The following is a 24,694-nucleotide window of genomic DNA, read 5'->3' as shown; positions in this document are numbered from 1 at the left end:
GTCGGAGGATACGGAAACGGCCTGCGGTCACTCGACCAGGCGGACGTAATATTCGTGTTTGATCTTGTCGGTGATGTCGGTGAGGAGGCTGTCGATCTGGTCCTCGCCTTCACGGAAGCTGGTAGCGTTGGCGAAGGTCATGCTGCCCGTGCCCTGGGCACAGATGCGCAGAGGCGTTCCCGCCACGCTGTCGAACAGCACTCGGCCGAATTCTGACGGGTCCCCCGGACGGACCCCGATGAAGTGGAATTTCAGCTTCCTCTGCTGGAAGCTGTTGCAGAGACTCTGGAAGCGTCGAGAGGCCGCTTCCGTATCACCCTGGCCGGTGCCAGTCGACTGGCCATCGATGGCGGAGCCGACCTGGGCGGAGTTGTAGGCGTCGGTGTCGAACCAGTTGCCGGTGGTGTTGGCCAGCATGACCATGATCTTGACGTTGTCGGTGTTGTCTTCCGTGGCGAAGTCGAGTGGCAGTTCGCTATCGCCCCAGCCATTGCTGCCGCGCATGTTTGGGGACAGGGCATGGGCGGCCCAACCCATGGCGATGGCGTAGTTCGTGTTGAAGCCGGTGCGCATTTCGTCCAGGCGCTCTTCGATCTTTTCCAGGTCGTTCGTCAGGGGCAGCAGGGGCGCCCTGGGACATCCCACGTCGCCGATGATGTAGCGGATGTCGTTGGTGCCGCTGGCCTGGCCGAAGGTCGGGTTGGGGCCGGTCCAACTGATACTGGGTTCGGATGGGTGGTTTTCGGGCAGGTCGTGGCGGTAGTAGACCCGTGTGAACTGGCCTGCGGGTGGTTGGTCCCAGAAGTAGTTTTCGCCGAGCCGCAGGCCACGGTTCAGGCACAGGCGCTCGGTCATGGGGTCGGGCATGCGGCGGTCGCTGAGGTCCCGTATCCCGGTGCGGAACAGTGTGGTCAGCTCCACCGGGCGGATGGCCGTGCTGGTGGCCCAGCGGCGGATGCGGTTCGGATCTTCGGTGTCGTAGACATTCACTGTCTGGCTGAAAGGGATCAGGGAAATCCAGATGCGCCGTTCGTCACTTTCGTCGCCTTCGAGCAGGCGGTTGGCGAAGCCTTTGAACAGGCGGCGCAGGGCGGCCAGCTCGGCATCGCCTTCGGTCAGGCTGTTGGGAAGCACGATGGCGATTTCGGTCGATTTGGCGACCACCTCCGAGGTGGAGGACACCTGGATTTCTTCGCTGGCGGCACCCAGCATCGGCGCCTCGGCCTGGAAGCTTGCCATCACGGTGTAGCGGGTGTGGCCTTCCTCGTCGGTTTCCCTGCTCAGGGATACGTTGTCCTGGGCAATCCGCTCGGCAAGGCTGCTGTCCATGCCCAGGTTATTCTTTACATAGTTGTAGGCCAGAGGTGCCAGTGCCTCCAGCGAACGTTCGCCGTCCATCAGGTGCGCCTTGCCCACCGCCATGGCCGCCACATCGGTGGCTCGCTTTACCTGGGCCGCATCATTGGTCATACGGCTGGTTTCGAGCGAGTAGGCTGTCGACAGCAGGGCACCGCCCAGTGCCAGGACCATGAACGGAGCGATACCTCCATCCTGCTTGCGCATGAAGCCGCTGAACGGGTTGCGAGGATGGTGCGTGGTGCCTGGAGAGGCCTGGGGGTTGTTCGGGCCTTCATGCGCCAGGCCTGTCGTGGCGACCATGGCCGTCGGCCAGGCGCGATTCCCTGCGGCGGCCATTAGCCGCTGCAGCCAGTGGCGAAATAGGGCGTGGTGCTTCATGAGGGTATTCTTTTCCTGGGCCAGCAGCCGTTCGTCGAGTGGACGGGTGGGTTGGCAAAATAAGAATACTTCCCAATATCGGCAAGTTAAGCATTATTAAGAATGCTTAACGAAGGCTCCCGCATGGCGCGGCCCTGTCTGCCGGGGCTGCGGGAGGGCGGTCGCGCCACGCGTGCGAATAGCCGGGAAGAGCGCGCTGGGAAAGCAGGATGAGGGCCAGGCTTTTCGTCCAGTGTTCAGGCTTCCAGCGCTTTTGCCGAGCGCAAGTCCCGAGGCGCTTACTTGTCGCCCAGGGCGGGCAACTGCTCCGTGCCGCCCGGCCGTTCAGGACGCGACCAGATCCATGCGGCGCCGATGACCATCCCGCTGGCGGCGAGAAGCGTCAGCCAGAATGGCGGGCTGTGCCATGCCAGCAGGGCCAGGCAGGCGAGCATGCCGAAGCTGGCGAATGCCTTGCTTTTGCGTGTGATGACACCGCCGTTGCGCCAGTTGCGCAGCAGTGGGCCGAAGACCCTGTGCCTTTCCAGCCAGTTGCTCAGGCGCGGCGAGCTGCGGGCCGCGGCCCAGGCGCTGAGCAGGACGAACTCCGTGCTTGGCAGCCCGGGAATGAAAAGGCCCAGAATGGCGCAGCCCAGGCTGAGATAGGCCAGGAATACGAGTGCCAGCCGTCTGAGGCCGGTTGCGGGGGATTTTCTATATGAATGCATGGCAAGACTGCTGCGGCGGGCGAAGGCTGATGTGTATGGCGGAAGTGCAACGCATCTTCTCGGAGCCTGTTCACGATCTGTTGTGCGTCGGCCCTGCTGCGTTAAAAACAGACCCTGGCTCGCGAGATCGTGAACAGGTTTCCAGGGCAGTAGAGTTCAAGAGGGCGCTGGACGCCAGTTAATAAAGCTTCATGGTTATCAGGGAAACCGTTGCGGGTCTTGCGTTTGCCGGCCAGACGTTTCTCTCCGGGCAATTCGTCACATTCGCGGTGATAAAATTTGCTCATCGCGCTAATAAAGGGCATAGTTTCGCCTTCGTTCATTTACCCTGACACGGTCGTGCCCATGCGCCAACGCTTCGCACCCCTCGTGCCCTTCGCACTGACAGCCCTTCTGGCAGCCTGTGCTGCACAGCCGCAGCAGCCTGAATTGGTACAGCCGCCGCAGCCGCGCCTGCAGCCGCTGGTACTGCAATTGCCTGATGAACCATCGGCAGTGGCGCAGCAGGCAGAGCCGGCGCATGACTTCTCCGCCGAGCAGGGCTATGAAATGCCCGTGCTGGCCGACAGCATCCTCGAGAGCGGTTTCAAGCTTGTGGGAACGCCTTATCGCTATGGTGGCAGCTCGATCAGGACCGGCTTCGATTGCAGCGGCTTCGTCGGCTTTCTGTTTCGCGAGGAGGCAGGCATAGAGCTGCCCCGTTCGACGCGTGAAATGATCGACCTGGATGCCCCGCTGGTAAAACGCTCCGAGCTCGAACCGGGGGATGTGCTGTTCTTCAATGACCGTGGGCGTGGCCGTGTCACCCATGCCGGCATCTATATTGGCGATGACCAGTTCATCCACTCCTCGAGCAGCCGCAGCGGCGGTGTGCGCGTGGACAGCCTGGATGACAAGTACTGGCGTGCCAGCTATATGAAAGCCAAGCGTGTCCTGGCTCTCGCTTCCGTGGATGGCGCAACTTCCCATCATTGATGGATAGCCCCGCACCGATGGTGTCGCCCGAGTTTGTCGCTTCCGTAAAGGGTGCCTTGGCCGCGGGTGGCGGTGCTCCCGGAAAGCTTCGCGGGGCCCTGACATAGCCTTGTTTTTTGCCGGTTGCCCATGCACAGTGACCGCTCATCCGTCGGGAGCCGTTCTGTAATGCCTATGCCGGTCAGAATCTCACTGCTTGCCTGCTGCGCGTTGCTGGTTGCCTGTGCCGGCTCTCCCCCGCAGGTTTCTCATGAGCACTCCCGTGTCGTGGCATTTTCGCCGATGGCGGCCTCGGGTACGGCCGAGGACGTACTGTTCAGTGCGCTGGGCCTGGTGGGTACGCCTTATCGCTGGGGTGGCAATACACCCGAGAGCGGTTTCGATTGCAGTGGGCTGATCGGCTACGTCTATCGTGGCGCCGCCGGCGTGGTGTTGCCGCGTACGACCCAGGAGATGATGGGCGCGAGCGGCGCCAGGGTAGGGCGCGATGCCCTGCGCAGCGGCGATCTGCTGTTCTTCGCGACCAATGGCGGACGGCGGGTCAGCCACGCCGGTATCTACGTCGGTGATGGCCGTTTCGTACACGCGCCGTCGAGCGGCGGCACGGTGCGCCTGGATAGCCTGTCCAACAATTACTGGCACAAGAGCTATATAGCAGCCAAGCGGGTGCTTGGTGCGGAGAGCCTGGCCAGTAACCCGTAAGGGCCCGTGATTTCCCATGTTCGATCTCTTTATCCAGACCCTGGGCGTCACGGCTCCGGTGTTCGCCATGATGTTCCTCGGGCTGTTGCTGCGGCGTCTGGAGTGGATCGATACGGCTTTCGTCAGTACGGCATCGAGCCTGGTCTTTCGTGGCACCATGCCGACACTGTTGTTTCTTTCCATTCTGCGTGCCGATCTGTCGATGGCGCTGGCGCCCGCGTTGCTCGGCTATTTCTGCCTGGCCAGCGTGGCGAGTTTTCTGCTGGCGTGGGGCTGGGCGCTGTGGCGCTGCCCCCGGGCCGATCGTGGCGTCTATGTGCAGGGCGCCTTTCGTGGCAACAACGGCATCATCGGGCTGGCGCTGGCGGCCAGTCTTTATGGCGAGATCGGGCTTTCCCTGGGCAGTGTGCTCGCAGGCGTGGCGATCCTCTGCTACAACGTGCTCGCGTCGGTGATACTGGCGCTGTACAGCCCTGCCGCCAGTTCCGACGTGCGCAGCATCCTGCGCAGTATCGTCCGCAATCCGTTGATCATCGGCATCGTGCTGGCCATTCCGTTCGCCTATTGGCGGATCCCGCTGCCCGAGTGGCTGCTCGAGTCGGGCGACTATTTCGCGCAGATGACGCTGCCGCTGGCGTTGATCTGCATCGGCGCCACGCTCTCCCTGAGGGGGCTGCGTGACAGTGGCCGGGTCGCGCTGAGTTGCAGCCTGCTGAAAATGTTCGGCCTGCCATTGCCGTTGACGCTGGTGGCCTGGTGGCTCGGTTTCCGTGGAGCCGAGCTGGGTATTCTCTTCCTGTATTTCGCTTGCCCTACCGCGGCGGCCAGTTTCGTCATGGCCAAGGCTGTCGGTTCGAACCATCAGTTGGCGGCCGCGGTCATCGCCATCACGACGCTGATGGCGGTGGTCAATACCAACCTGGGGTTGTTCATCCTGCAATGGGGGGGCTGGATCTGATCGCTCAAGGGTTGTGTCGGGTAGGCGCAGCCGGAAGCTGGAAGCCAAGTCCACGTGCGCCGTGCGCACCGAGGGTGATCGCGCATCGCTTGCCGGCCCTTCTTCGAGCCGGTTGCCGGATGAAAGGCCGGGAATGCTCCCGGCCTTTGGCCTTGCGGGTCAGAAGCGGTAGGTCAGGCCCGCGCCGAAGCCGTGGGCACGGTTCTCGTACCTGGCCGAGTAGGCGCCGCGAGAGGGGCTGCTGCGGTTGAGCTTGGTGTCTTCCTCCCACAGGTAGCTGTAGGCGAAGTCGAGGGTCACGTCGTCGCTGGGGTTCCAGGCCAGGCCGAGGCTCACCGCGGTGCGGTCGCCGGAGGGAATGCGCGGCGAGCGGTCGACGTTGTTGGTCGGGCTCTGGTCGAAGGCTACGCCGCTGCGCAGCGTCCATTGCGGGCTGAGCTTGTAGGCGGCGCCCACGGCGTAGGCCCAGGTGTCGTGCCAGTGCTGGTCTTCGACGACGGGGTCCAGGGCCGAGCCCTGCAGCGCCAGTGGCAGGCCCGCGTTCTCGATGACCAGTGCCTCGAAGCGGCTCCAGCGGGTCCAGGTGGCGCCGGCATAGAGCGTCCACTGGTCGTCCAGCGCGTGGGTCACGGAGAAGTCCACCGACTCGGGCGTCTGCAGTTTCAGCGAGGCGTCGTATTTTCTATCCGCCCCCAGCAGCGCGAAGGTTCCACCGGACAGCCTGGTATCGCCTTCCAGCTTGTACTTGACCTTGGAGTGGTAGGTGATGCCGGCGCGGGTATGCGGGGAGAATTCGTAGAGCACGCCGACGTTGAAGCCCAGCGCGGTGTCATCGCCCTTGACCTTCACGCGGCCATCGTTGGTGCCGGGTGTGAAGGAGTTGAGCGATGCGCTTTCCAATTGCCCGTCGATACGGTTGATGGTCGGCCCGAAGCCGATCGACAGCCGCTCGTTGAAGCGGTAGCTGACAGTGGGTTGCACGGTGATCACGCGCACTTCGCTGTAGTCCCCGAAGTAACGCCCCTCGAAGCCGTTTTCATAGTCGCTGATCATGCCGAAGGGGACATAGATGCCGACGCCAACGGCCCATTTCTCATCCAGCGGCTTGACGTAGTAGCCCATGGGCACTGCGGTGAACGGCACCATGTCGCCATCGTTGCTGCCACTGACATGGGACGGGCTGCTGGTATGGCTGATGTCGGTGCGGGCATGGATGGCGGCGATGCCGAAGCTGGCTTCCTCGCGTTGCAGGCGAGCCATGCCGGCCGGGTTGCCGAACAGGGTGCTGGCATCGTCCGCCGCCGATGAACGACCGGCAAAGGATGTTCCCATGCCGCTGATACTCTGTTCGTTGAGCGCGTAGCCAGCGGCCAGGGCCTGGCCGCCCAGTACGCCGGCAGTCATGGCCAGTGTGGTTTTCAAGCATGCATTTTTCATTTTTGTTTTCATTATTGGTTCTCGCTTCAGGGGACGGTTCACGCCTGCCGGTTTTGACCTGGCTCATCCTGAATGGTGCCGGGCAGGCTCTGTTTCGCAGCTTGCGATCCGTTGGCGAGGGAGTGTAGCGCAGTCTGCAAGGTGACCGTTCGGACCATTCGTGACCTTATGGACAGATTTTCCGGGATGCAGGTGGCGATCATATGCGCGCCCGCCTTTGCGCCTTCATAAATGTGTGCACTGGCGTCGGGGTACGGTGCCTTGCGAGCGGATTGGCAATAGTGTGTCTGGCTGGCTTCTGGATCGTAGAGCATGATCTCGGGATCATCTTCCTTGTGCGAATGCCTGGTGGCGGGACGGGGCACGCGTGAATACTTCCCTGTAGCTCTTCGCTGCCATCCCTGGCGGCGAAGGCCCCGTCCCGCCACCAGGCATTCGCACAGCCACCTCCAGCAGAGCCAGTGGGAAAGAGCTGCTGAAACCGAAAGCCCTACCAATGATCCAGCAGTGCGCTGACGGCTTCTTCCATAGTCGCCGCGGTATTCGCCGCGAGCCCGTCCAGCCCCGCCACGAAACCTTCGTCCGCAGGGACGCCGACGAAGAGGCCCCTTATTCATATGCGCGACGGGTTCGTGCGTGTTTCGTAGCGGGGCCGTCCGGATTGGCGACATCTCGGACGCCCGGACAGCGCCAGCGGCCTACGATAAAATGCACACCTGATTGCCAATCCGCTCGCAACGAGGCAGCGTACTGGCCTCCAGCCTCCAGCCTCCAGCCTCCAGCCAGCCTCCACGGCCTGGCCTGGACGGGGCTCCATGCGATTGGGCTGCGGGATGTTCGATGTTTCCGCGCAAGATGGAGGCGGGACGTTATACTGCGCGCCTTTCGGCCTTATGCAGATCAGGCTCCGAACCGCTTCGCAAGGAGACGCCTTTGTCCCTGGAAATCCAATGGGTACTCGACAACGAGCAACTTGCCCGGCTGTGCCGACAATGGTGCCAGCAGCCTTATGTGGCGCTGGATACCGAATTCATGCGGGTCGATACTTTTTATCCGATCGCCGGGTTGCTGCAGGTCTGCGATGGCCGTGAGGTCTGGCTGGTCGATCCGCTGCGGATCGACGACTGGAGTGCATTCGCCGCATTGCTGGAAAAGCCCGAGGTGGTCAAGGTGCTGCATGCCTCCAGCGAGGACCTGGAGGTCTTCCTGCATCTGGCCGGTGCCTTGCCCGCGCCGCTGTTCGATACACAACTGGCGGCGGGCTACCTGAATATCGGTTTCTCCATGGGCTATTCGCGTCTGGTACAGCAGGTACTGGGTATCGAGTTGCCCAAGGGCGAGACCCGTTCCGACTGGTTGCAACGCCCGCTCAGCGAATTGCAGGTGCGCTATGCCGCCGAGGATGTGCAGTACCTGGCCGAGCTCTACGTTGCCCTGGGTGCCAGGCTGTCGGCCGAGAAGCTGGCCTGGGTTCTGCAGGATGGCGCCGAACAGGTCGGCAACCTGCGGCGTGTGGTCGATCCGCGTCAGGTCTACCGTGATCTCAAGCAGGCCTGGCGCCTGCAGCCGCAGCAACTGGCGGTGTTGCGCGAGCTGTCGGCCTGGCGCGAGACCCAGGCGCGCGAACGCGATGTAACGCGCAACCGGGTCGTGCGCGAAAACAGCCTGTGGCCATTGGCACGGACCCAGCCCGGGGACCTGGTCAGCCTGGCGCGTATCGAGGACATGCATCCGCGCACCGTACGCGAGGATGGCGAAACCCTGCTGGAGCTGATCCACCGGGCCGCCGCACTGCCCGAGGGGGACTGGCCCGAGGTGCTGCCGGAGCCGTTGCCCCTGGAGGTATCCACCCTGCTGAAGAAGTTGCGCGCGGTGGGCCAGCGCGAGGCGCAGCGGCTGGATATCGCGCCCGAGCTGATGTTGCGCAAGAAGGTACTCGAGGCCCTGCTCAAGACGGGGTACCCCGATGGCCCCTACCAACTGCCCGAATCCCTGCGCGGCTGGCGTCGCGAACTGATGGGGCAGGCACTGCTGGATACCCTGGAGCCACAGCCATGAAACGTATCTGTTCGATCTACAAGAGCCGGCGCAAGAACGAGATGTACCTGTATGTGCTGAAGCAGGATGCCTTGTCGCGGGTGCCCGAACCGCTGCTGGCCGCGTTCGGCCCGCCGATCCATGCGTTCGACCTGGTGCTGAGCCCGCAGCGCAAACTGTCGCGGGAAGATATCGAACAGGTGCTGGCGAATCTCGACCAGCAGGGCTACCACCTGCAGATGCCGCCGCCCGAGGACGATTACATCGAGCACCTGCCGGAAGAGTTGCTGACCCGCAACGATCCGATCTGATCATCGGCTTCAAGCTTCAAGCTTCAAGCTTCAAGTGTGGCGCGCTGTCCTGCCTGGCGATGACCAGCGAGCCACGCGCTATTGGCCATTCTCTGCGGCCGGGGCTTTCAGATTCCTTTCCAGTTGTTCGCGCTCGGCGATTTCCTCGCACAGCGCGCGTACGAATGCGTCCACCGCCACCGGCAGGTAGCGGGCGCCGCGTACGTAGACCCCGAGGTCGCTGAACACGCCGCCATTATCGGTCAGCGGCAGGTGCACCAGTTCGCCGCGGGCGATTTCCGCTTCTATGCCGATGCGGGTCTGGAAGGCGACGCCGATGCCGCGCCGGGCCATTTGCTGCGCCAGTTCCACCGAACTGGTTTGCAGGCTGGCCTGGTGGGAAATGCGGTTGCGCGTCAACAGCGGAGCCATCAGGTGGTGGATGGACAAGGCGCTCTTGGCCAGGATCAGCGGGTACTCGGCACAGGTGGCCAGGCTGACCTCGCTGCGTGTCGCCAGCGGGTGATCGGCGGCGACGATGGCACCGAGGCGGAAATGGCCGACGCCGAGTTGCTGCAACTCGGCCGTGCGCGGCAGGGCGAAGGCCAGGCCGATGTCCGCCTGGCCGCTGATGACCGATTCGGGAATGGCCTGCGAGCCAAGGCTGGTGATGCCCACGGTAATGCGCGGATAGCGCTGGTTCAGGCGTTCCAGCACGCAGGGCAGCAGGTCGATGGTCACGCCCTCGATGGTGGCGATTTCCACATGGCCGCTACGCAGCCCTTGCAGGGCATCCAGCTCGGAGCGCACGCGCTCGGCATCCTGCAGCACCACCAGCACATGGCGCGCGAATATCTCCCCCGCGGCGGTCAGGCGCAGGCCGCCGGGCAGGCGCTCGAACAGCGGCATGCCGATCTCGTCCTCGAGCTTGAGAATCTGCCGGTTCACCGCCGATGAGGCGATATTCAGGCGGCGCGCCGCCTCGCGGATGGAGCGGCAACGGCGGACCATGTCGAAATAATGGATGGCCGGGGAGTGGATATGCAGCTTGCGGGACATGGGGAGCCTTCGATTCCAGCCTGGTGTGCGGGGCGTCAGCGCGGCGGCGTGAGGCCGCAACCCTTGAGCACGATCTGGATCAGTGAGTCGGTGGCGCGGGCGAAGTCTTCCCGGGTCAGGCGCTTCTGGCCGACCATCTGGGTGATCTGCTCGGAAAAGTCGGCATAGTGCTGGGTGCTGCTCCAGATCAGGAAGATCAGGTGGGTGGGGTCGACCGGGTCCATCTTGCCAGCGGCGATCCAGGCTTCGAACACGGCGGCACGGCCACGGAACCAGACCCGGTAGTCCTGGCTGAAGTGCTCGGACAGGCACTCGCAGCCACTGATGACCTCCATGGCGAAGATCTTCGAAGCCTTCGGGTGGCGGCGCGAAAACTCCATCTTGGTGCGGATGTAGGCGGCCAGGGCCTGGGCCGGGTCGTCATCCACGCTGAGGTTGTCGAAGGCGCTGTCCCACAGTTCGAGGATATTGCGCATGACCTCGACATAGAGCCCGAGCTTGCTGTTGAAATAGTAGTGCAGGTTGGCCTTGGGCAGTCCGGCGCGCTGGGCGATGGCGTTCATGCTGGTGCCCTTGAAGCCGTAGCGGGCGAACTCCTCGGCGGCGGCGGCGAGAATGACGTCTTCGTTCTGTTGTCGGATACGGCCGCTCGGACGTTCCGGCGACTCGGTGTACGAGGGTATCTTGGCGTTCATGGGCTCCCTTCCGGATATGGCAGTACGGGGCTATCTGATAGCCTTTGGCCGCCCGGCGCAAGGGGAAACAGCCAGGGGGCGATCGCGCTATGCGTTCGAAGAGCCGAAAACGGCGCTGAAGGCTTGGGGCTGGACGACAGGCTTCTGCGTCCAGCTTTCCAGCCTCCAGCGCTTTTGAGCGAATGCCTGGTCGATAGTGCGATCGCCCCGGGGCTATCAGAAATGCGCCTTGATAAGCAGACTGGTGCTGTTCTGGTTGGTGTCGAAGCCGCTCCTGTCCTCGATGCCGTACTTGTTTTCCCAGTAGCTGTATTCCACCCCGACGTAGAGCTTCTTGGCACCGTAGTTCAGCGCCTTGCCCAGGTCGTACTTGATCTGCGGGTTGAAGTGCAGGTTGCGGTTCATGTAGTTGCCTGTCTTGTTCTTGGAGCCGGCGTCGTTGACCACCCAGTCGATGTAGCCGTCGAAGAGGATATCGGATTTGCCCACGGGAATGGTCATGGCCCAGGTGGGGGTGATCTGCCACTGGCCGCTGGGCTTGTTGCCGTAGGTGCCATCGGGCTTGCGGTAGTAGGTGTTGATCGCAAGGCGGTCGAAGCCGGGCACGTTCAGGTCGACGGCGGGGCCGAGCAGGTAGCTCTGGTTGCCGTCCTTGCCGCGTTCGTAGGTGGCCGAGATCAGCACATCCTTGACCGGTCCGAAGGCGAAGCTCTTGCCTGTGACCTTGCCGAGGGACAGGCGTGGGCTGAATTCCCCGTAATAGGTGCGTCCTTCGCTGCCGGACAGGCCGTTGAACCACTTGTGGTCGACGAACATGAAGAGGTCGCCCCAGCGCCAGCCACTGACATGCTCGAAGGTGACGGTCTGCTGGGTCTTGCCTTTCTGGCCGCCATCCACCTGGAAGTCCGTGCCGTTCAGGTAGGTGAGGCTGTTGCCATGCCAGAGCAGTGGACTGTCGGCCATGCCATAACCGCTGAACAGAAGGCCGGTGGCCAGGGTGAAGCAGGGCAGAGTGCGTTTCATTATAAGTGCTCCTGTCGATAGTTTTTAGTTGACCAATCAGTCAGGAAAAATGATGGCAATTCGTGTGCCATTATCTGTGTCAATGTTCTTTGTTTTTTAAAAATTCCTTTTTAATCAAAAGGATATTTTATTTTTTTGGCTGGATAAGAGGTTTGCATGGATGTCTATATAGGTGTGTTGATAATCAAATAAGCTGACTGACCGGTTGGTCAGGTTATTTTGTGGGTCAGATTTGTGCGGGAAGTGTTGGCGAGGGCTCCGTTTTGGCGCACGGATGGGCTGCCGGGCTTGTGCCGGCGTGGCGGCATTGTCAGCGTGGCTCGCGGTGAGCACGTATGGGAGAGCGAGCTTTTCGCCGCCCAGGGTGATCGGATGAAATCCCGGCCCATCGCCGTGGAGGCCGGACTCGCGGCGAATATCGTGGCGCCGATGGAAAGAGCCGCCGCTCGGTGCCTGGATCATTCACAGGGTTTTCGGTTTCCCGCTCTTTCCCTCAGGCAGTACCGCTAGTGGCTGTGCGGATGCCTGGTGGCGGGACGGGGCCTCGCCGCCAGGGAAGGCGGTGAAAAGCTACAGGGATGTATTCATGCGTGCCCCGTCAGGCATTCGCACGGGGACGATCAGCCCGAGGCCGCGCTGTACGATCCTGAGGCAGACACACTATCGGCAATCCCGTCGCACTGTCCCGCCCCTGAGGCAGGGCGGATGCCGGCGGGAGCAGAGGTGAGCGTTCATGCGATGGCCCTGTTCCGCCACCGTACAATCCGCGCACCGAAGGTTTTTCGTCTTGAAAAGGGTTGGCTCTTTTGACGGGAGCGACATTCGATCACCGCCAGTGCCCTGGGTATCAGTCGCTGTGGGCGCCGTGGGCGATCCAGTGGCCCAGTAGGTCACGTTCTTCCTGGGTCATCTGGGTGATGTTGCCCGGCGGCATGATTGGTGTGGCCACGGCCTGGGCATGGATTCTGGCCGCCATCTGGCGAATCTGTTCGTCGCTGTCGAACATTACCCCGGCCGGCGCGGTACTGAAGAACTCGCTGGTGGGGCTGGACGAATGGCAGACGGTGCAGCGCTCGTGGATGACTGCGCTGACCTTGCCGAAGGCACTGGCGGATATGCCGCCCGCGGCCTCGGCGGGAGGCTGCGTGACCTGCTGCCTGGGGGCGCTGACGAACGCCAGGCAGATCAGCGCGAGAGCGGCGGCCGGCAGTGCCCAGGCGAATCTGCGGGTTTGCTGGCGGGTATTGAAATAGTGCCGTACCAGCACGGCGATCAGGGCGATGGCGGCGAGGATCAGCCAGTTGTACTGGCTGCCGTAGGTGCTCGGGAAATGGTTGCTGATCATGATGAACAGCACGGGCAGTGTGAAGTAGTTATTGTGCCTGGATCGCAATAATCCCTTTCCTGGCAGGCCCGGATCGGGTTGCCGGCCTTCGCCTATGGCTGTCACCAGTTCGCGCTGGGCCGGCATGATGACGCGGAACACGTTGCCGACCATCAGTGTGCCGATCAGCGCGCCGACATGGATATAGGCGGCGCGCCCGCTGAACACCTGCGCATAGGCCCAGGCGGCGAACACGATCAGCGCGAACAGAAGCGCGCCGAGCAGGCCGGGGCGCCGTCCGAGGGGCGAGTCGCAGAGGCGGTCGTAGACCAGCCAGCCGGCGAGCAGCGAGCCGAGGCCGATGGCCACGGCGGCTGCCGGCGACAACTGGCTACCGGGGGCGATCAGGTAGATGGCGGGGTTCAGGTAGTAGACCACGGTGAGCAGGGCCACCCCCGAAAGCCAGGTGCTGTAGGCTTCCCATTTGAACCAGTGGAGCTTTTCCGGCATCTGCGCGGGCGCCAGCTTGTACTTCTCCAGGTGGTAGATGCCGCCGCCGTGGATGGCCCAGAGGTCGCCGGACAGCCCTTCCCCCGGGTTGTCGCGCTCGAGGTTGTTTTCCAGCCAGACGAAGTAGAAGGAGGCGCCGATCCAGGCGATGCCGACGATCATGTGCACCCAGCGGATACTCAGGTTCAGCCATTCGGTCAGGTGAGCTTCCACGTCATATCCCCCTGTCGACCAGAGAAAGCAGGACACGCTGGTCCTCGGGGAAGAAATGCTCGTCGCAATTGTTGCCGGCGCCGGCGCGATCGATCACCAGGAAGTCATCCTCGGGGGCGATGCTCAGCACCGGGTGGTGCCAGACACCGCGACGGTAGTTCACGCCCTGGCGGCCATTGCTGATAAAGGCGTGGATCTGGCCTGGTTGCGGTTCTTCGCCGATGGGCGCGACCACGATCAGGAACGGCTTGCCGTGCAATGGCATGAAGGCCTGGCTGCCCAGTGGATGGCGCTCCAGCATGGCGATGGGCAATGGCCGGGGCAGTGCCTGGGCGCGGAAGATGCTGATCAGCACTTCGTCTTCGGCGGCGGCTGTCTCGACCTTGCTCAGCCGGTGGTAACGGCGGGTGGAGCCGTTGTTGATCATGAAGAAGTCGCGTCCGGCGCTCTCGATGACATCGCCGAAGGGGGCGAAAGCGCTTTGCGTCAGGGGTTCGATGGTCAGGGTACGCATGGGATATTCCATATCGGTTGGTCGGGTTCGCAGCCCCTGGATAGGGTGATGGGGCTGGACACGCTTCTCACTTCGCCACCTTGCCGAACAGCCGCAGGCGGCTGACGCCGCCATCCGGGAAGATATTCAGGCGCACATGGGTGATCGGGCCGAGGGCGGCGATCTGTTCGGCGAATTCGTGTTCCTGGTGCATCGAGAGTTTCTGGCTGGGCAGCAACTCGCGCCAGAACAGGCTCTGGGTCTCGATCTGGGCGTCGGTGCCGCCTTTGACGAAGGCGCCCTGGATAGAGCAACTGTCCGGGTAGTTGCCCTTGAAGTGCAGGGTGTCGACGACGATGCGTTCGATCTCGCCCGGATGGCCGAGGGCTACGATCACCCAGTCGTTGCCCGGGGTACGGCGGCGCGCGGTTTCCCAGCCGTCGCCCATGTTGACGCCGCGACCGGGGTTGAGCAGGTTGCCCATGCGGCCGAAATGCTCGTCGGAGCAGGCCAGGGCACGACCGCCATTGAGGGCGGCGGCCAGGTCGATGGCTTCCTCTCCGCCCTGCGCGCTCCAGTCGCGGTAGGGAATGCCGTGCACGCGCAGGCGCGCTACGCCGCCGTCCGGGTAGATATTGAAACGCAGGTGGGTGAAGGGCTGGGCGCAGTCGAGCGCATGGTAGTGGTGGCTGTCGCCGCACAACTCGACGGCGGGCAGCACTTCCGTCCACTGAGTCTCCTGGTCCGGGTCGCCCGCGGCGACGAAGCAGGCCTCGAGGGACGCCGATGGCGGGTAGTTGCCGGTGAAATGACGGGTGTCGATGTCCACGCCCTTGAGCACGCCAGGGACGCCCAGGCGGATCACTGCATGGTCGTAACCCTCGAAGCGCTTGCGGCGGGACTCCCAGCCATCCATCCATTTGCCGTTGTCGTCGAACACGCCTTCCTTCCACACCGGCTCGCCGGGCTGCAGCATGCGGTCGGCGGCGGCGAACCAGTCATCGCTGACCTCGATGACACGGCTGCCGAGGCGGGCATCGGCCAGGTTGAGGTATTTCTCGAAGGGAGCTGCACAGGTCTTCATGGGAATGCTCTCGAATTACAGCGCCAGCAGGCGCAGCAGGGCGATCTTGTTGATTTCGGCGATGGCGCGGGCGAACTCCTGCTCGGGCGTGTTGTGCAGGCGTTCCTCGAAGGCGGCGAGGATCCGCTGCCGGTCGCTGCCCTTGACCGCCATGATGAATACGAAGCCGAAGCGCGACTTGTATGAATGGTTCAGGTACTGGAAGCGTTCGAACTCCTCGGCGCTGCAATCCTGGATGCCGGCACCGGCCTGTTCCGCGCTGGAGGCGGCGGTCAGTTCACCGCGCACGGCGGCCTTGCCGGCCAGGTCGGGGTGGGCGTTGATCAGGGCGAGCTGCCTGGCCGGGTCGGCATCCAGCAGCACCTGCGCCATGCGCGCGTGCAGGTGTTCGATCTGCTCGTCCGCCGCCGTGATGCCCTGTTCGAACAGCGCTTCGGCCACCCAGGGCGAATGCTCGTAGATATCGGCGAAGGCCTCGATAAAGGCCTCGCGGCCCAGGGTCGAGGGCTTGAGCGTGTGGAAGGCGGTCATCCTTGTGCTCCGAACGGGTGGGTGGCGTGCCAGTGGCGGGCGATATCGACGCGGCGGGCGAACCAGACCCGCTCATGCCCCTTCACGTAGTCGATGAAACGGCAAAGCGCGGCGAAACGCGCGGGACGGCCGAGCAGGCGGCAGTGCATGCCGATGGACAGCATCTTCGGCGCACCGGCGCGGCCTTCGGCATAGAGCACATCGAAGGCGTCCTTCAGGTAGTTGAAGAAATCGTCGCCGCTGTTGAAGCCCTGTACCTGGGTGAAACGCATGTCGTTGGTGTCCAGGGTGTAGGGGATCACCAGATGCGGGCGTTCCACGCTCGAGGCCGGGTCCCAGTAGGGCAGGTCGTCGTCGTAGCTGTCCGAGTCGTAGAGAAAGCCGCCTTCCTCGCGCACCAGGCGGCGGGTATTGGGCCCCGTACGGCCGGTGTACCAGCCCAGCGGGCGCTCCCCGGTGATCTCGCCGAGGATGGCGATGGCTTTTTCCATCTGCCGGCGTTCCTCGGCCTCGTCCATATGCTGGTAGTCGATCCAGCGGTAGCCGTGGCTGCAGATTTCATGGCCGTCCGCGCACATGGCGCGGATGACCTCGGGGTGACGCTGGGCGGCCATGGCTACGGCGAAGATGGTCAGCGGGATGCGCTGCTGGCGGAACAACCGCAGCAGGCGCCAGACGCCGGCACGGCTGCCGTATTCGTACAGTGACTCCATGCTCATGTTGCGCACGCCTGGCAACGGCTGGGCCGCGACCATCTCGGACAGGAAGGCTTCCGACTCGTTGTCGCCATGCAGGATGCAGCGCTCGCCGCCTTCCTCGTAGTTGAGCACGAAGGACAGGGCGATATGCGCGGCGTCGGGCCAGTGCGGATGGGGTGGCCGGTCTGCGTAACCGACGAGGTCGCGGGGATAGGGATTCACCTTGGAGGCCTCCTGCTTGTTCTGTTCGGGGCGGATACTGCCCGGTGCATGTCATGAGCAAAGCAAAAAACTTGCCCGATTGGTCAGGTTTTTGCTCGGGACACTATGCCGGTCGCGCTGCGTGACGGCAAAATCGCTACGCTGGTAGCACTGGCAATACCACCCCGAGCCTGGAGATCGAAGCCCATGGGGAAACTGACGACACACGTCCTGGATGCCGCCCATGGCTGTCCGGGAGCGGGAATCACACTGCTGCTGTATCGCCTCGAAGGCGACCGGCGACACTTGCTTAAAGAGCTGCAGACCAATGCCGACGGGCGCTGCGACCAGCCGCTGGTCGATGGCGAGGAGGCCCGGGAGGGCGTCTACGAACTGCATTTCCGCATTGGCGACTACTTCCGCGGGCGTGGTGTCGAACTGCCCGAGCCGGCCTTCCTCGATACCGTTGTGTTGCGCGTCGGGCTGTCCGCCGAGCGCCACTTTCATGTGCCCTTGCTGGTCTCGCCCTACAGCTATTCGACCTATCGGGGTAGTTGAGGCTGCCTTGTTATGGGGCGCACGGCCGTGTGGGTGCGCCGTTTTGTTGCATGCGACCGATGCCATCGGCAAGGTGCTTCGATAAGGGCGCCGGAGGCTGGACGAAAAGCCGTGATAGCCGCCGTTTTTCGTCCAGCCTCCCGGCGTTCTTTCCCCAGGAGCCCGTAGCGCGATCTCCCGTGGGTCTGTGCGCCCGGAGTCTTTCATGCCATGATGCCCGGAAAGACAAAGCGAGAAGAATCATGTTGGAAAAGCTTATCCAACGTGTGCGTGATTACTCCCCGCACCTCATGGTCACCTCCAGCCGTTACCCCGAAGCCGCCGTGCTGATGCCGGTGACCCGCAGTGACGATCCCGAGCTGGTGCTGACGCTGCGCGCCAGCGGTCTTTCCACCCACGGCGGCGAGGTCGCCTTTCCCGGTGGGCGGCGCGATCCCGAGGACAGCGACTTCATCAGCACCGCCCTGCGCGAGGCCGAGGAAGAAGTCGGCCTGCCGCCCGGCATGGTGGAAATCATCGGCCCGCTCAGCAGCCTGGTTTCGACCTATGGTATCCACGTCACTCCGGTGGTCGGCATCGTGCCGGACTATGTCGAGTATCGCGCCAACGATGACGAGATTGCCTCGGTATTCTCGGTGCCCTTGAGTTTCTTCTGCCAGGACCCGCGCGAATTCACCCATCGCATCGACTACCAGGGGCAGTCCTGGTATGTGCCCTGCTACCGCTACGAGGACTACCAGATCTGGGGACTGACCGCGATCATGATCGTGGAACTGGTCAACCTGGTGTACGACGCGGGTATCGAACTGCGCAACGCTTCCGCCTCCTTCATCGACCTGAGCCCGCGGCGCCCGCGCTGACCGGGCAAGGCCAGCGGGCTGCCGGCGAAGGCGAAGACATGGCGGCCATGCCTGGCTTGCGGCTTGCCGCCCGGCCTTGCATCATTACCGGCAATTCGATTGCCAGCCCCCTGGACGCCCACGACGATGGAAAAGGAAAGACCGCTGCCCTCGCCGTGCGTGAGTATCTGCGCACTCGATGAGCAGGATATCTGCACCGGTTGCCAGCGCAGCATCGACGAGATATTGCGCTGGAGCCGCCTGAACAATGACGAGCGCCGCGAGGTGCTCGCACGCTGCCACGAGCGGGCGAAAGCCGCCGGGCTGCTTCTCTGAAAACCGCTTGAACCGAGGAATTCCCATGCCCCGTATTGGTACCCCCCTGTCGCCCAGCGCGACCCGTGTCCTGCTGTGCGGCTCCGGCGAGCTGGGCAAGGAGCTGGTCATCGAACTGCAGCGCCTCGGGGTCGAGGTGATCGCCGTCGACCGCTATGCCGATGCGCCGGCGATGCAGGTCGCGCACCGTCACCATGTGGTCGATATGCTGGATGGCGCCGCGCTACGTGCGGTGATCGAGCGGGAAAGGCCGCACTATATCGTGCCGGAGATCGAAGCCATCGCCACCGCGACCCTGGTCGAGCTGGAGGGCGAGGGCTATACCGTCATTCCCACCGCGCGGGCCACGCAACTGACCATGAACCGCGAAGGCATCCGCCGCCTGGCGGCGGAAGAACTGGGCCTGCCGACCTCGGACTACCGCTTCGCCGATACCCTGGAAGAGTTCCGCGCCGGTACCGAGGCGGTGGGTTTCCCCTGCGTGATCAAGCCGGTCATGAGTTCATCCGGCAAGGGCCAGTCGGTCCTGCGCAGCGCGGTCGATATCCCGGCGGCATGGGATTACGCCCAGGCGGGCGGGCGTGCCGGCAAGGGACGGGTGATCGTCGAGGGTTTCATCGACTTCGACTACGAGATCACGCTGCTGACCGTGCGGCATGCCGGTGGTACCACGTTCTGCCAGCCGGTTGGCCATCGCCAGGAGAAAGGCGACTACCAGGAGTCCTGGCAGCCCCAGGCGATGACGCCTGCCGCGCGTGCCGAGGCCGAGCGCATCGCCCTGGCGGTGACCGAGGCGCTGGGCGGGCGCGGCGTGTTCGGCGTGGAACTGTTCGTCAAGGGCGACAAGGTCTGGTTTTGCGAGATCTCGCCGCGCCCGCACGATACCGGCCTGGTCACGCTGGTTTCCCAGGACCTGTCCGAGTTCGCCCTGCATGCGCGCGCGATCCTCGGGTTGCCGATCCCGGCCATTCGCCAGTTCGGTCCATCCGCTTCGGCGGTGGTGCTGGTGCAGGGCGAGTCGGCGAGTGTCAGCTTCGGCAATCTCGGCGCGGCCCTGGCCGAGGCGGATACCTCGCTGCGGCTGTTCGGCAAACCCGGCGTCAGCGGCCAGCGCCGCATGGGGGTGGCGCTGGCGCGCGATGAAAGCATCGAAAGCGCCCGCGCCAAGGCTTTGCGCGCCGCCCAGGCGGTGAATGTGCAACTCTGACGGACATGCCGGGGGCGGCTGGCTTGAAGCTTGAAGCTTGAAGCTTGAAGCCTCCCAAGCGAGGCTACGATGCACAAGCTGTGTTTCTTCGTGCCCGACAGCCATGTCGAGTCGGTCAAGGCGGCGGTTTTCGCGGCAGGCGGCGGGCGTATCGGCGATTACGAGCATTGCTGCTGGCAGGTACTGGGCCAGGGGCAGTTCCGGCCTCTGCCGGGCAGCGAGCCCTTCATCGGCTCACAGGGGCAGGTGGAGCGCCTGCCCGAGTGGAAGGTGGAGATGGTGTTGGAGGATGGATTGGTCGATGCCTGTATCGAGGCGCTGAGGGCCAGCCATCCCTACCAGACCCCGGCGTACGAGGTCTGGCCCGTGGGAGCTGGACGCCAGAAGCCGGAAGCTTGAAGTGAGTGAGCATCCTTTCATCGCTGGAAACTCAGGGCAATCGCGCTAACAGTCGAAAACAGCGCTGGAAGGCTGGACGAAAGAGCGTGGCAGCCGGTGTTTTTCGTCCAGCTTTCCAGTCTCCAGCGCTTTTATCGAAGCACCTTGCCGATAAATAACGGCATAGCGCGATTGCCCTGGCTGGAAACCCTGATGCTATTGACTTTCAGCTTCCAGCTTGTTTTCAGTCGATATATTCGAACAGCTTGACGATACGCTGCACGCCCGAGACGCCCTGGACCAGGCTGGTGGCGCGGTTGCCTTCGGCGCGGGTCACCAGGCCCAGCAGGTAGACGATACCGTTTTCCGTGATGACCTTGATGCGTGAGCCGGGCACGCTGCTGTCGGTCAGCATCTGGCTCTTGATCTTGGTCGTCAGCCAGGTGTCGTTGCTGCGGGCCAGGGCCGAGGACGGTTGCAGTATCTGCAATTCGTTATGCACGCGCTTGACGCGCTGCACCGACGCCGCGGCCTGTTCGGCCAGTTGCTTGAGTTCCTGGCGCGGCGTCTGGCCGGCCAGCAGCACCACGCCGTTGTAACTGGCGACGATGATGCGTGACGAACTTTCCAGGTCGGGGTGGGCCTTGGCGATATTCACCGCGGCCTTGGTTTCGATCAGCGAGTCGTCGATCTTGCTGCCGATGGTGCGAGTGCCGCGGTTGTCCTCTATCGGTTTGTCGCGGGCGGCCGTCAGCACCGAACTGCAGCCGCTGACGGCGACGCACAAGGCCAGTGCGGTGGCGGACAAGATGCGCTTGTTCATTCCTCACTCCCGAACAGTTGGTTGTCGATCAGGTCGCACAGGCAGTGGATGGCCAGCAGGTGGACTTCCTGGATGCGCGCGGTGACCTTGGACGGCACCCGTATCTCGATGTCTTCCGGCAACAGCAGCGAGGCCATGCCGCCGCCATCGCGGCCGGTCAGGGCGACCACCAGCATTTCCCGGTCATGGGCGGCCTGGATGGCCTGGATGACGTTGGCGGAGTTGCCGCTGGTGGAGATCGCCAGCAGCACATCGCCCGGCTGGCCAAGGGCGCGGATCTGCTTGGAGAACACCTCGTTGTAGCTGTAGTCGTTGGCGATCGAGGTGATGGTGGAACTGTCGGTGGTCAGGGCGATGGCCGGCAGGCTCGGGCGTTCGCGCTCGAAGCGGTTGAGCAGTTCCGAGGAAAAGTGCTGGGCATCGCCGGCCGAGCCGCCATTGCCGCAGGAGAGAATCTTGCCTTCGTTGAGCAGGGCGGTGACCATCGCCTGGCCGGCCAGTTCGATGCTGGGCGCCAGCACTTGCATGGCTTGCTGCTTGGTGTCGATGCTCGCCTGGAACAGTTGGCGGATACGGTTTTGCATGTCCATCTATAGTTGACCTTCGGTTGGCTGGCGGGCCTCATGGCCGTGGCGGGAGAATGCTAGGGTCTGTCGGGGCCGGGGCGCAAGCCGGCGTGTCTCGCGGGAGGCTGCCATGGAGTCAGCCATCGAAGGCATTGCGCAGCCAGTTGATCTCCTGTTCCGAGTCCATGGCTATGACATCGAAACGACAGGGGTGGTTGCTCCAGCGCTGTTCCTTCAGCAGAAAGAACTGGGCGGTGCGGATCAGCTTCTGCCGCTTGCGGGCGTCGATGCTTTCCAGCGCGCCGCCCCAGGCCGAGTGCTTCCTGTAGCGAACTTCGACGAATACTACTGTACCGCCATCGAGCATGACCAGATCGATCTCCCCGCTGCGGCAGGACCAGTTGCGCGCCAGCAGGCGCAGCCCCTTGGCGCTGAGGAACGCCAGGGCGCGCGCCTCCGCGGCGCGGCCGCTGTCCTGCCGGCGGTCGTCGTTCATGGCGTGTCGGCAAGACGCTCGATCTGGCCGTTACGGAACTGTGCCCAGGGCAGGCTGCGCTCGATGCGCCGCTCCGGGTTGAGCGTGAGGCTGCCGGACAGGCCGTCGAGGCGGGTTTCCGGCAGCGCCAGCAACTGGTTCAGGCGTGGGGCCAGCAGGTAGGCGTCGGCGCCCATGGCGTACAGGCGGCCCAGGCTGCTGCCGGCCTGGGGCCACTTCTGCTCGACCTGCTGGCGCAATGGCAACTGGCTGTCCAGCAGCCAGGGCGTTTCCGCGAAACGGATACCTTCCAGGTCCAGATACTGGGTACGGTCATTGCTGGCCGAGAACAGGTGTGAAGTGGCATACACCGGCAGGTCGTCGGCGTACTGGAACACCAGGGTCGGCTTGACCTGCTGTGCCTGCTGCGGCGTTGCGGCGAGGAACAGGAAGTCCACGTCCTGGCGGCGGGTCGGGGTATCGCCCGAGGTCAGTTGCAGCAGGCGCGCGATCTGTCCGGCCAGTTCCACCGGCTGGCCGATGGAGTCGGCGGCGACCAGGGTGCCGCCGAGTTCCTGCCAGCTCTGGCGGAAGGCCTGCTGTACGCGGTTGCCCCAGTCGCCGCGGGTGGTCAGGGCGATGGCCCGGCGGTGGCCGTCGGCCCAGGCGCGGTGGGCGACTTCGCGTGCCTCGTCCTCGGCGGCGAGGCCGAACTGGAACAACTGCGGCGGCGCGATCTGCCCGGCGTCACTGTAGTTGAGCGCCAGGGTCGGCAAGGGTAGGGCCTGGCGATCCGCCAGCTTGCGCACCTGTTCTTTCTCCAGCGGGCCGATGATCAATTGCACACCGTCGCGGGCGGCGCGCTGGTAGAGCTCGTCGATGGAGGCGATGCGGCTGCTGTCGTAGAGCTCGATCTTCAGTTCGGTGCGCTGCTCTGCCTGCGCTTGCAGGTGGGCGGCCAGGAAACCGTCGCGCAGGGCGCGGGCCGGGCCGGCCAGGGGGCCGTCGGTGGGCAGCAGCAGGGCGATATGGGTCAGTGGCTGGGCCTCGAGCCGCAGCAGCTTGCCGAGGGGCTCCGGCAGGCGCAGGGCCGCCGGGTGCTGCGGATTCTGCTGGCGCCAGTGCTCGATGGCGTTCTGCTGCTGGTTCAGTGTGCCGGCCTGTTTGACGGTATCGCCCAGCGCCAGCCAGCCCGATAGCGTCGGGTCGCTGTCCTGTTGCAGTTCGTCGCGGGGCAGTGCGGAAACCAGGCGCCAGATGGCTTCATGGTTATCCTCGGCGCTGGCGCCACTCAGCAGTGGCGCACTCTCGACCCGTTCGCGCGCCGCCGCCAGGAGTTGCTTGTCCGCTTCGAGGGCCTGGGCGCGCACCAGGCGGCTGCGTATCTGCTGGTCCAGCGGCAGTTCGCCGAGCCGCTCGAAGGCCGGGTGCTGGAGCGCGGCAAGCGCCTGCTGCGGGTTGCCGTCGGCCAGCGCCAGTTCCGCCGCGAGGGTGCTGGCGAAGATCTGCTGCGCCGGCTTCAGCAGCGCCAGGTCGAGTTGCCGCAGGATATCGCCCGTCTGTTTCAGGTTGCCTTGCTGGTAGCTTTGCTGGGCGGCCGCCAGGCGCAATTGGGCCGCCTTCTCCGGGGAGCTGTCCTGGGCCTGCTGCAGCAGTTGCTGGGTGCTGGCCTGGGGAGTGCGGGGCAGTTCGCCGAGGGTGGATGAAGGCGAAGAGGAGCAGGCCGCCAGCAGGGCGGCGAAGCAGAGCAGTAGCAGCGGGCGTAGACGGGCCATCATGGGTGGGGTTCCTGGGAGACAATGGCGAAGAATCGCCCGATTGTACCCAAGCCGGTGCCTCGCGGGGACATTGCCGGGCTACAATGCGTGTTTCCGCCATTTTCAGACGAGGTGTGAGCCGTGACCGCCACGGATATCCCGAACGCCACAGCGGGTACGCTCTATGTGGTCGCCACACCGATCGGCAACCTGGACGACATCAGCGCCCGTGCCCTGCGCATACTGGGCGAGGTCGCGCTGATCGCCGCCGAGGACACCCGCCATTCGCTGCGCCTGTTGCAGCATTTCGGTATCGATACGCCGCTGGCCGCCTGCCATGAGCACAATGAGCGCGAGGAGGGTGGCCGCTTCCTTGCCACCCTGCAGGCGGGCAGTGACGTGGCGCTGATTTCCGACGCCGGTACGCCGCTGATTTCCGATCCGGGCTACCACCTGGTACGCCAGGCGCGGCGGGCTGGCGTTCGCGTGGTGCCGGTGCCGGGCGCCTGTGCGCTGATCGCCGCCCTGTCGGCGGCGGGGCTGGCCTCGGACCGCTTCGTTTTCGAGGGCTTCCTGCCGGCGCGCCAGGCGGCGCGCCTGACGCGGCTGGAAGCCTTGCGAGAAGAGGCGCGCACGATGATCTTCTATGAGGCGCCGCATCGGATCGTCGAATGCCTGGCCGATCTCCAGGCGGTCTTCGGTGGCACGCGCCAGGCGGTGCTCGGTCGCGAGCTGACGAAGACCTTCGAGACCCTCAAGGGCTTGCCCCTGGCCGAACTTCGCCAGTGGGTCGAGGCCGATGCCAACCAGCAGCGTGGCGAATGCGTGGTGCTGGTGGAAGGCTGGCAGGCGCCCGAAGGAGAAGACGCGGTGGATGCGCAGGCGTTGCGGGTGCTCGACCTGCTGCTCGACGAGTTGCCGCTCAAGCGTGCCGCGGCATTGGCGGCGCAGATCACCGGCGTGCGCAAGAACCTGCTCTACCAGTTGGCGCTGGAGCGCAAGGCCGGCTGAAGTCGGCGCCATGTCCCGGTCTTGGGGCGCAGCCGGAAGCTGGAAGCGCAACCCACGCAGGGTGCGCCGT

Annotated in this window: 29 protein-coding genes; 11 read left to right on the top strand and 18 right to left on the bottom strand. The window is 64.1% G+C overall.

Annotation, left to right across the window (positions count from 1 at the left end):
* Positions 1-27 precede the first annotated feature (27 nt).
* The 3 genes from DNJ95_RS08190 to DNJ95_RS08180 form a co-directional block, all read right to left on the bottom strand.
* A complete protein-coding gene (locus tag DNJ95_RS08190; protein ID WP_207388740.1) occupies positions 28-1,737 on the bottom strand; it encodes a hypothetical protein in 1,710 nt (569 codons plus the stop codon).
* A 278-nt stretch (positions 1,738-2,015) separates the two neighbouring features.
* Positions 2,016-2,444: a YbaN family protein gene (locus tag DNJ95_RS08185; protein WP_131184233.1), complete on the bottom strand. Its 429-nt coding sequence runs from the start codon at positions 2,442-2,444 to the stop codon at positions 2,016-2,018.
* A 101-nt stretch (positions 2,445-2,545) separates the two neighbouring features.
* The gene (locus DNJ95_RS08180; RefSeq protein WP_131184232.1) at positions 2,546-2,767 is read right to left on the bottom strand and encodes a hypothetical protein; all 222 of its coding nucleotides are present in this window, start codon (positions 2,765-2,767) and stop codon (positions 2,546-2,548) included.
* Positions 2,768-2,789: 22 nt separating this feature from the next.
* On the opposite strand from DNJ95_RS08180, the gene DNJ95_RS08175 reads away from it, so the two are divergent.
* From DNJ95_RS08175 to DNJ95_RS08165, 3 genes are all read left to right on the top strand, one after another.
* Positions 2,790-3,419: a C40 family peptidase gene (locus DNJ95_RS08175; protein WP_131184231.1), complete on the top strand. Its 630-nt coding sequence runs from the start codon at positions 2,790-2,792 to the stop codon at positions 3,417-3,419.
* A gap of 168 nt (positions 3,420-3,587) precedes the next feature.
* A complete protein-coding gene (locus tag DNJ95_RS08170) occupies positions 3,588-4,121 on the top strand; it encodes a C40 family peptidase (protein ID WP_131184230.1) in 534 nt (177 codons plus the stop codon).
* Between the two features lie 16 nt (positions 4,122-4,137).
* Positions 4,138-5,079, top strand: a complete 942-nt coding sequence (locus tag DNJ95_RS08165; protein WP_131184229.1) for an AEC family transporter — start codon at positions 4,138-4,140, stop codon at positions 5,077-5,079.
* 159 nt (positions 5,080-5,238) lie between these two features.
* On the opposite strand, the gene DNJ95_RS08160 is transcribed toward DNJ95_RS08165, so the two are convergent.
* Together DNJ95_RS08160 and DNJ95_RS08155 are read right to left on the bottom strand one after the other, a co-directional pair.
* Positions 5,239-6,516, bottom strand: coding sequence for an OmpP1/FadL family transporter (locus DNJ95_RS08160; protein ID WP_131184228.1), 1,278 nt, complete (start codon positions 6,514-6,516; stop codon positions 5,239-5,241).
* Between the two features lie 38 nt (positions 6,517-6,554).
* The gene (locus tag DNJ95_RS08155) at positions 6,555-6,881 is read right to left on the bottom strand and encodes a hypothetical protein (RefSeq protein WP_131184227.1); all 327 of its coding nucleotides are present in this window, start codon (positions 6,879-6,881) and stop codon (positions 6,555-6,557) included.
* A gap of 568 nt (positions 6,882-7,449) precedes the next feature.
* On the opposite strand from DNJ95_RS08155, the gene rnd reads away from it, so the two are divergent.
* On the top strand, positions 7,450-8,574 hold the full coding sequence (gene rnd / locus DNJ95_RS08150) for a ribonuclease D (RefSeq protein ID WP_131184226.1): 1,125 nt from the start codon (positions 7,450-7,452) through the stop codon (positions 8,572-8,574).
* Complete coding sequence (locus tag DNJ95_RS08145; RefSeq protein WP_131184225.1) at positions 8,571-8,864, top strand: YcgL domain-containing protein; 294 nt, start codon at positions 8,571-8,573, stop codon at positions 8,862-8,864. The genes rnd and DNJ95_RS08145 overlap by 4 nt, the downstream gene beginning before the upstream one ends.
* A 78-nt stretch (positions 8,865-8,942) precedes the next feature.
* On the opposite strand, the gene DNJ95_RS08140 is transcribed toward DNJ95_RS08145, so the two are convergent.
* From DNJ95_RS08140 to puuE, 9 genes are all read right to left on the bottom strand, one after another.
* A complete protein-coding gene (locus tag DNJ95_RS08140; protein ID WP_131184224.1) occupies positions 8,943-9,902 on the bottom strand; it encodes a LysR family transcriptional regulator in 960 nt (319 codons plus the stop codon).
* Positions 9,903-9,937: 35 nt separating this feature from the next.
* The gene (locus DNJ95_RS08135) at positions 9,938-10,597 is read right to left on the bottom strand and encodes a TetR/AcrR family transcriptional regulator (protein ID WP_131184223.1); all 660 of its coding nucleotides are present in this window, start codon (positions 10,595-10,597) and stop codon (positions 9,938-9,940) included.
* A 216-nt stretch (positions 10,598-10,813) separates the two neighbouring features.
* Positions 10,814-11,620 carry an outer membrane protein OmpK gene (locus tag DNJ95_RS08130; RefSeq protein WP_131184222.1) on the bottom strand — a complete coding sequence of 269 codons (807 nt, stop codon included), beginning with the start codon at positions 11,618-11,620 and terminating at the stop codon, positions 10,814-10,816.
* Positions 11,621-11,734: 114 nt separating this feature from the next.
* Positions 11,735-12,082: a hypothetical protein gene (locus DNJ95_RS08125; protein WP_131184221.1), complete on the bottom strand. Its 348-nt coding sequence runs from the start codon at positions 12,080-12,082 to the stop codon at positions 11,735-11,737.
* 385 nt (positions 12,083-12,467) lie between these two features.
* On the bottom strand, positions 12,468-13,667 hold the full coding sequence (locus tag DNJ95_RS08120) for a urate hydroxylase PuuD (protein WP_131184220.1): 1,200 nt from the start codon (positions 13,665-13,667) through the stop codon (positions 12,468-12,470).
* A gap of 1 nt (position 13,668) precedes the next feature.
* A complete protein-coding gene (locus DNJ95_RS08115; RefSeq protein WP_131184219.1) occupies positions 13,669-14,181 on the bottom strand; it encodes an ureidoglycolate lyase in 513 nt (170 codons plus the stop codon).
* 67 nt (positions 14,182-14,248) lie between these two features.
* A complete protein-coding gene (gene alc / locus DNJ95_RS08110) occupies positions 14,249-15,244 on the bottom strand; it encodes an allantoicase (RefSeq protein ID WP_131184218.1) in 996 nt (331 codons plus the stop codon).
* A gap of 15 nt (positions 15,245-15,259) precedes the next feature.
* Entirely contained in the window at positions 15,260-15,775 is a 516-nt protein-coding gene (gene uraD, locus DNJ95_RS08105) for a 2-oxo-4-hydroxy-4-carboxy-5-ureidoimidazoline decarboxylase (RefSeq protein ID WP_131184217.1), read from the bottom strand.
* A complete protein-coding gene (gene puuE / locus DNJ95_RS08100) occupies positions 15,772-16,695 on the bottom strand; it encodes an allantoinase PuuE (protein ID WP_131184216.1) in 924 nt (307 codons plus the stop codon). Before puuE ends, uraD begins: the two co-directional genes overlap by 4 nt.
* Positions 16,696-16,881: 186 nt before the next feature.
* Here puuE and uraH point away from each other — a divergent pair, with 186 nt between their 5' ends.
* The 5 genes from uraH (at position 16,882) to DNJ95_RS08075 (ending at position 20,013) form a co-directional block, all read left to right on the top strand.
* Entirely contained in the window at positions 16,882-17,232 is a 351-nt protein-coding gene (gene uraH / locus DNJ95_RS08095) for a hydroxyisourate hydrolase (RefSeq protein ID WP_131184215.1), read from the top strand.
* Positions 17,233-17,474: 242 nt separating this feature from the next.
* Positions 17,475-18,092: a CoA pyrophosphatase gene (locus DNJ95_RS08090; protein ID WP_131184214.1), complete on the top strand. Its 618-nt coding sequence runs from the start codon at positions 17,475-17,477 to the stop codon at positions 18,090-18,092.
* Positions 18,093-18,218: 126 nt separating this feature from the next.
* Positions 18,219-18,407 (top strand): DUF1289 domain-containing protein, encoded by a 189-nt coding sequence (locus DNJ95_RS08085; protein WP_131184213.1) that lies wholly within the window; start codon positions 18,219-18,221, stop codon positions 18,405-18,407.
* A 25-nt stretch (positions 18,408-18,432) separates the two neighbouring features.
* Entirely contained in the window at positions 18,433-19,614 is a 1,182-nt protein-coding gene (purT, locus tag DNJ95_RS08080) for a formate-dependent phosphoribosylglycinamide formyltransferase (protein WP_131184212.1), read from the top strand.
* A 69-nt stretch (positions 19,615-19,683) separates the two neighbouring features.
* On the top strand, positions 19,684-20,013 hold the full coding sequence (locus tag DNJ95_RS08075) for a YqfO family protein (RefSeq protein WP_131184211.1): 330 nt from the start codon (positions 19,684-19,686) through the stop codon (positions 20,011-20,013).
* A gap of 223 nt (positions 20,014-20,236) precedes the next feature.
* Here DNJ95_RS08075 and DNJ95_RS08070 read toward each other — a convergent pair whose 3' ends face one another.
* The 4 genes from DNJ95_RS08070 to DNJ95_RS08055 form a co-directional block, all read right to left on the bottom strand.
* Positions 20,237-20,815 (bottom strand): BON domain-containing protein, encoded by a 579-nt coding sequence (locus DNJ95_RS08070; protein WP_131184210.1) that lies wholly within the window; start codon positions 20,813-20,815, stop codon positions 20,237-20,239.
* Positions 20,812-21,405, bottom strand: a complete 594-nt coding sequence (locus DNJ95_RS08065) for a phosphoheptose isomerase (RefSeq protein WP_131184209.1) — start codon at positions 21,403-21,405, stop codon at positions 20,812-20,814. The genes DNJ95_RS08070 and DNJ95_RS08065 overlap by 4 nt, the downstream gene beginning before the upstream one ends.
* A gap of 112 nt (positions 21,406-21,517) precedes the next feature.
* Positions 21,518-21,877, bottom strand: coding sequence for a YraN family protein (locus DNJ95_RS08060; RefSeq protein WP_131184208.1), 360 nt, complete (start codon positions 21,875-21,877; stop codon positions 21,518-21,520).
* Complete coding sequence (locus DNJ95_RS08055; RefSeq protein ID WP_165491572.1) at positions 21,874-23,634, bottom strand: penicillin-binding protein activator; 1,761 nt, start codon at positions 23,632-23,634, stop codon at positions 21,874-21,876. The genes DNJ95_RS08060 and DNJ95_RS08055 overlap by 4 nt, the downstream gene beginning before the upstream one ends.
* Before the next feature lie 120 nt (positions 23,635-23,754).
* Between DNJ95_RS08055 and rsmI the strand changes: the two genes are divergently transcribed.
* On the top strand, positions 23,755-24,624 hold the full coding sequence (rsmI, locus tag DNJ95_RS08050) for a 16S rRNA (cytidine(1402)-2'-O)-methyltransferase (RefSeq protein WP_131184207.1): 870 nt from the start codon (positions 23,755-23,757) through the stop codon (positions 24,622-24,624).
* Positions 24,625-24,694: the final 70 nt, after the last annotated feature.

Source organism: Stutzerimonas kirkiae (genome assembly GCF_004327335.1).
GTDB lineage: Bacteria > Pseudomonadota > Gammaproteobacteria > Pseudomonadales > Pseudomonadaceae > Stutzerimonas > Stutzerimonas kirkiae.
Note: the sequence above shows the minus strand (reverse complement) of the source record. Positions and strands in the feature narration are given on the sequence as shown.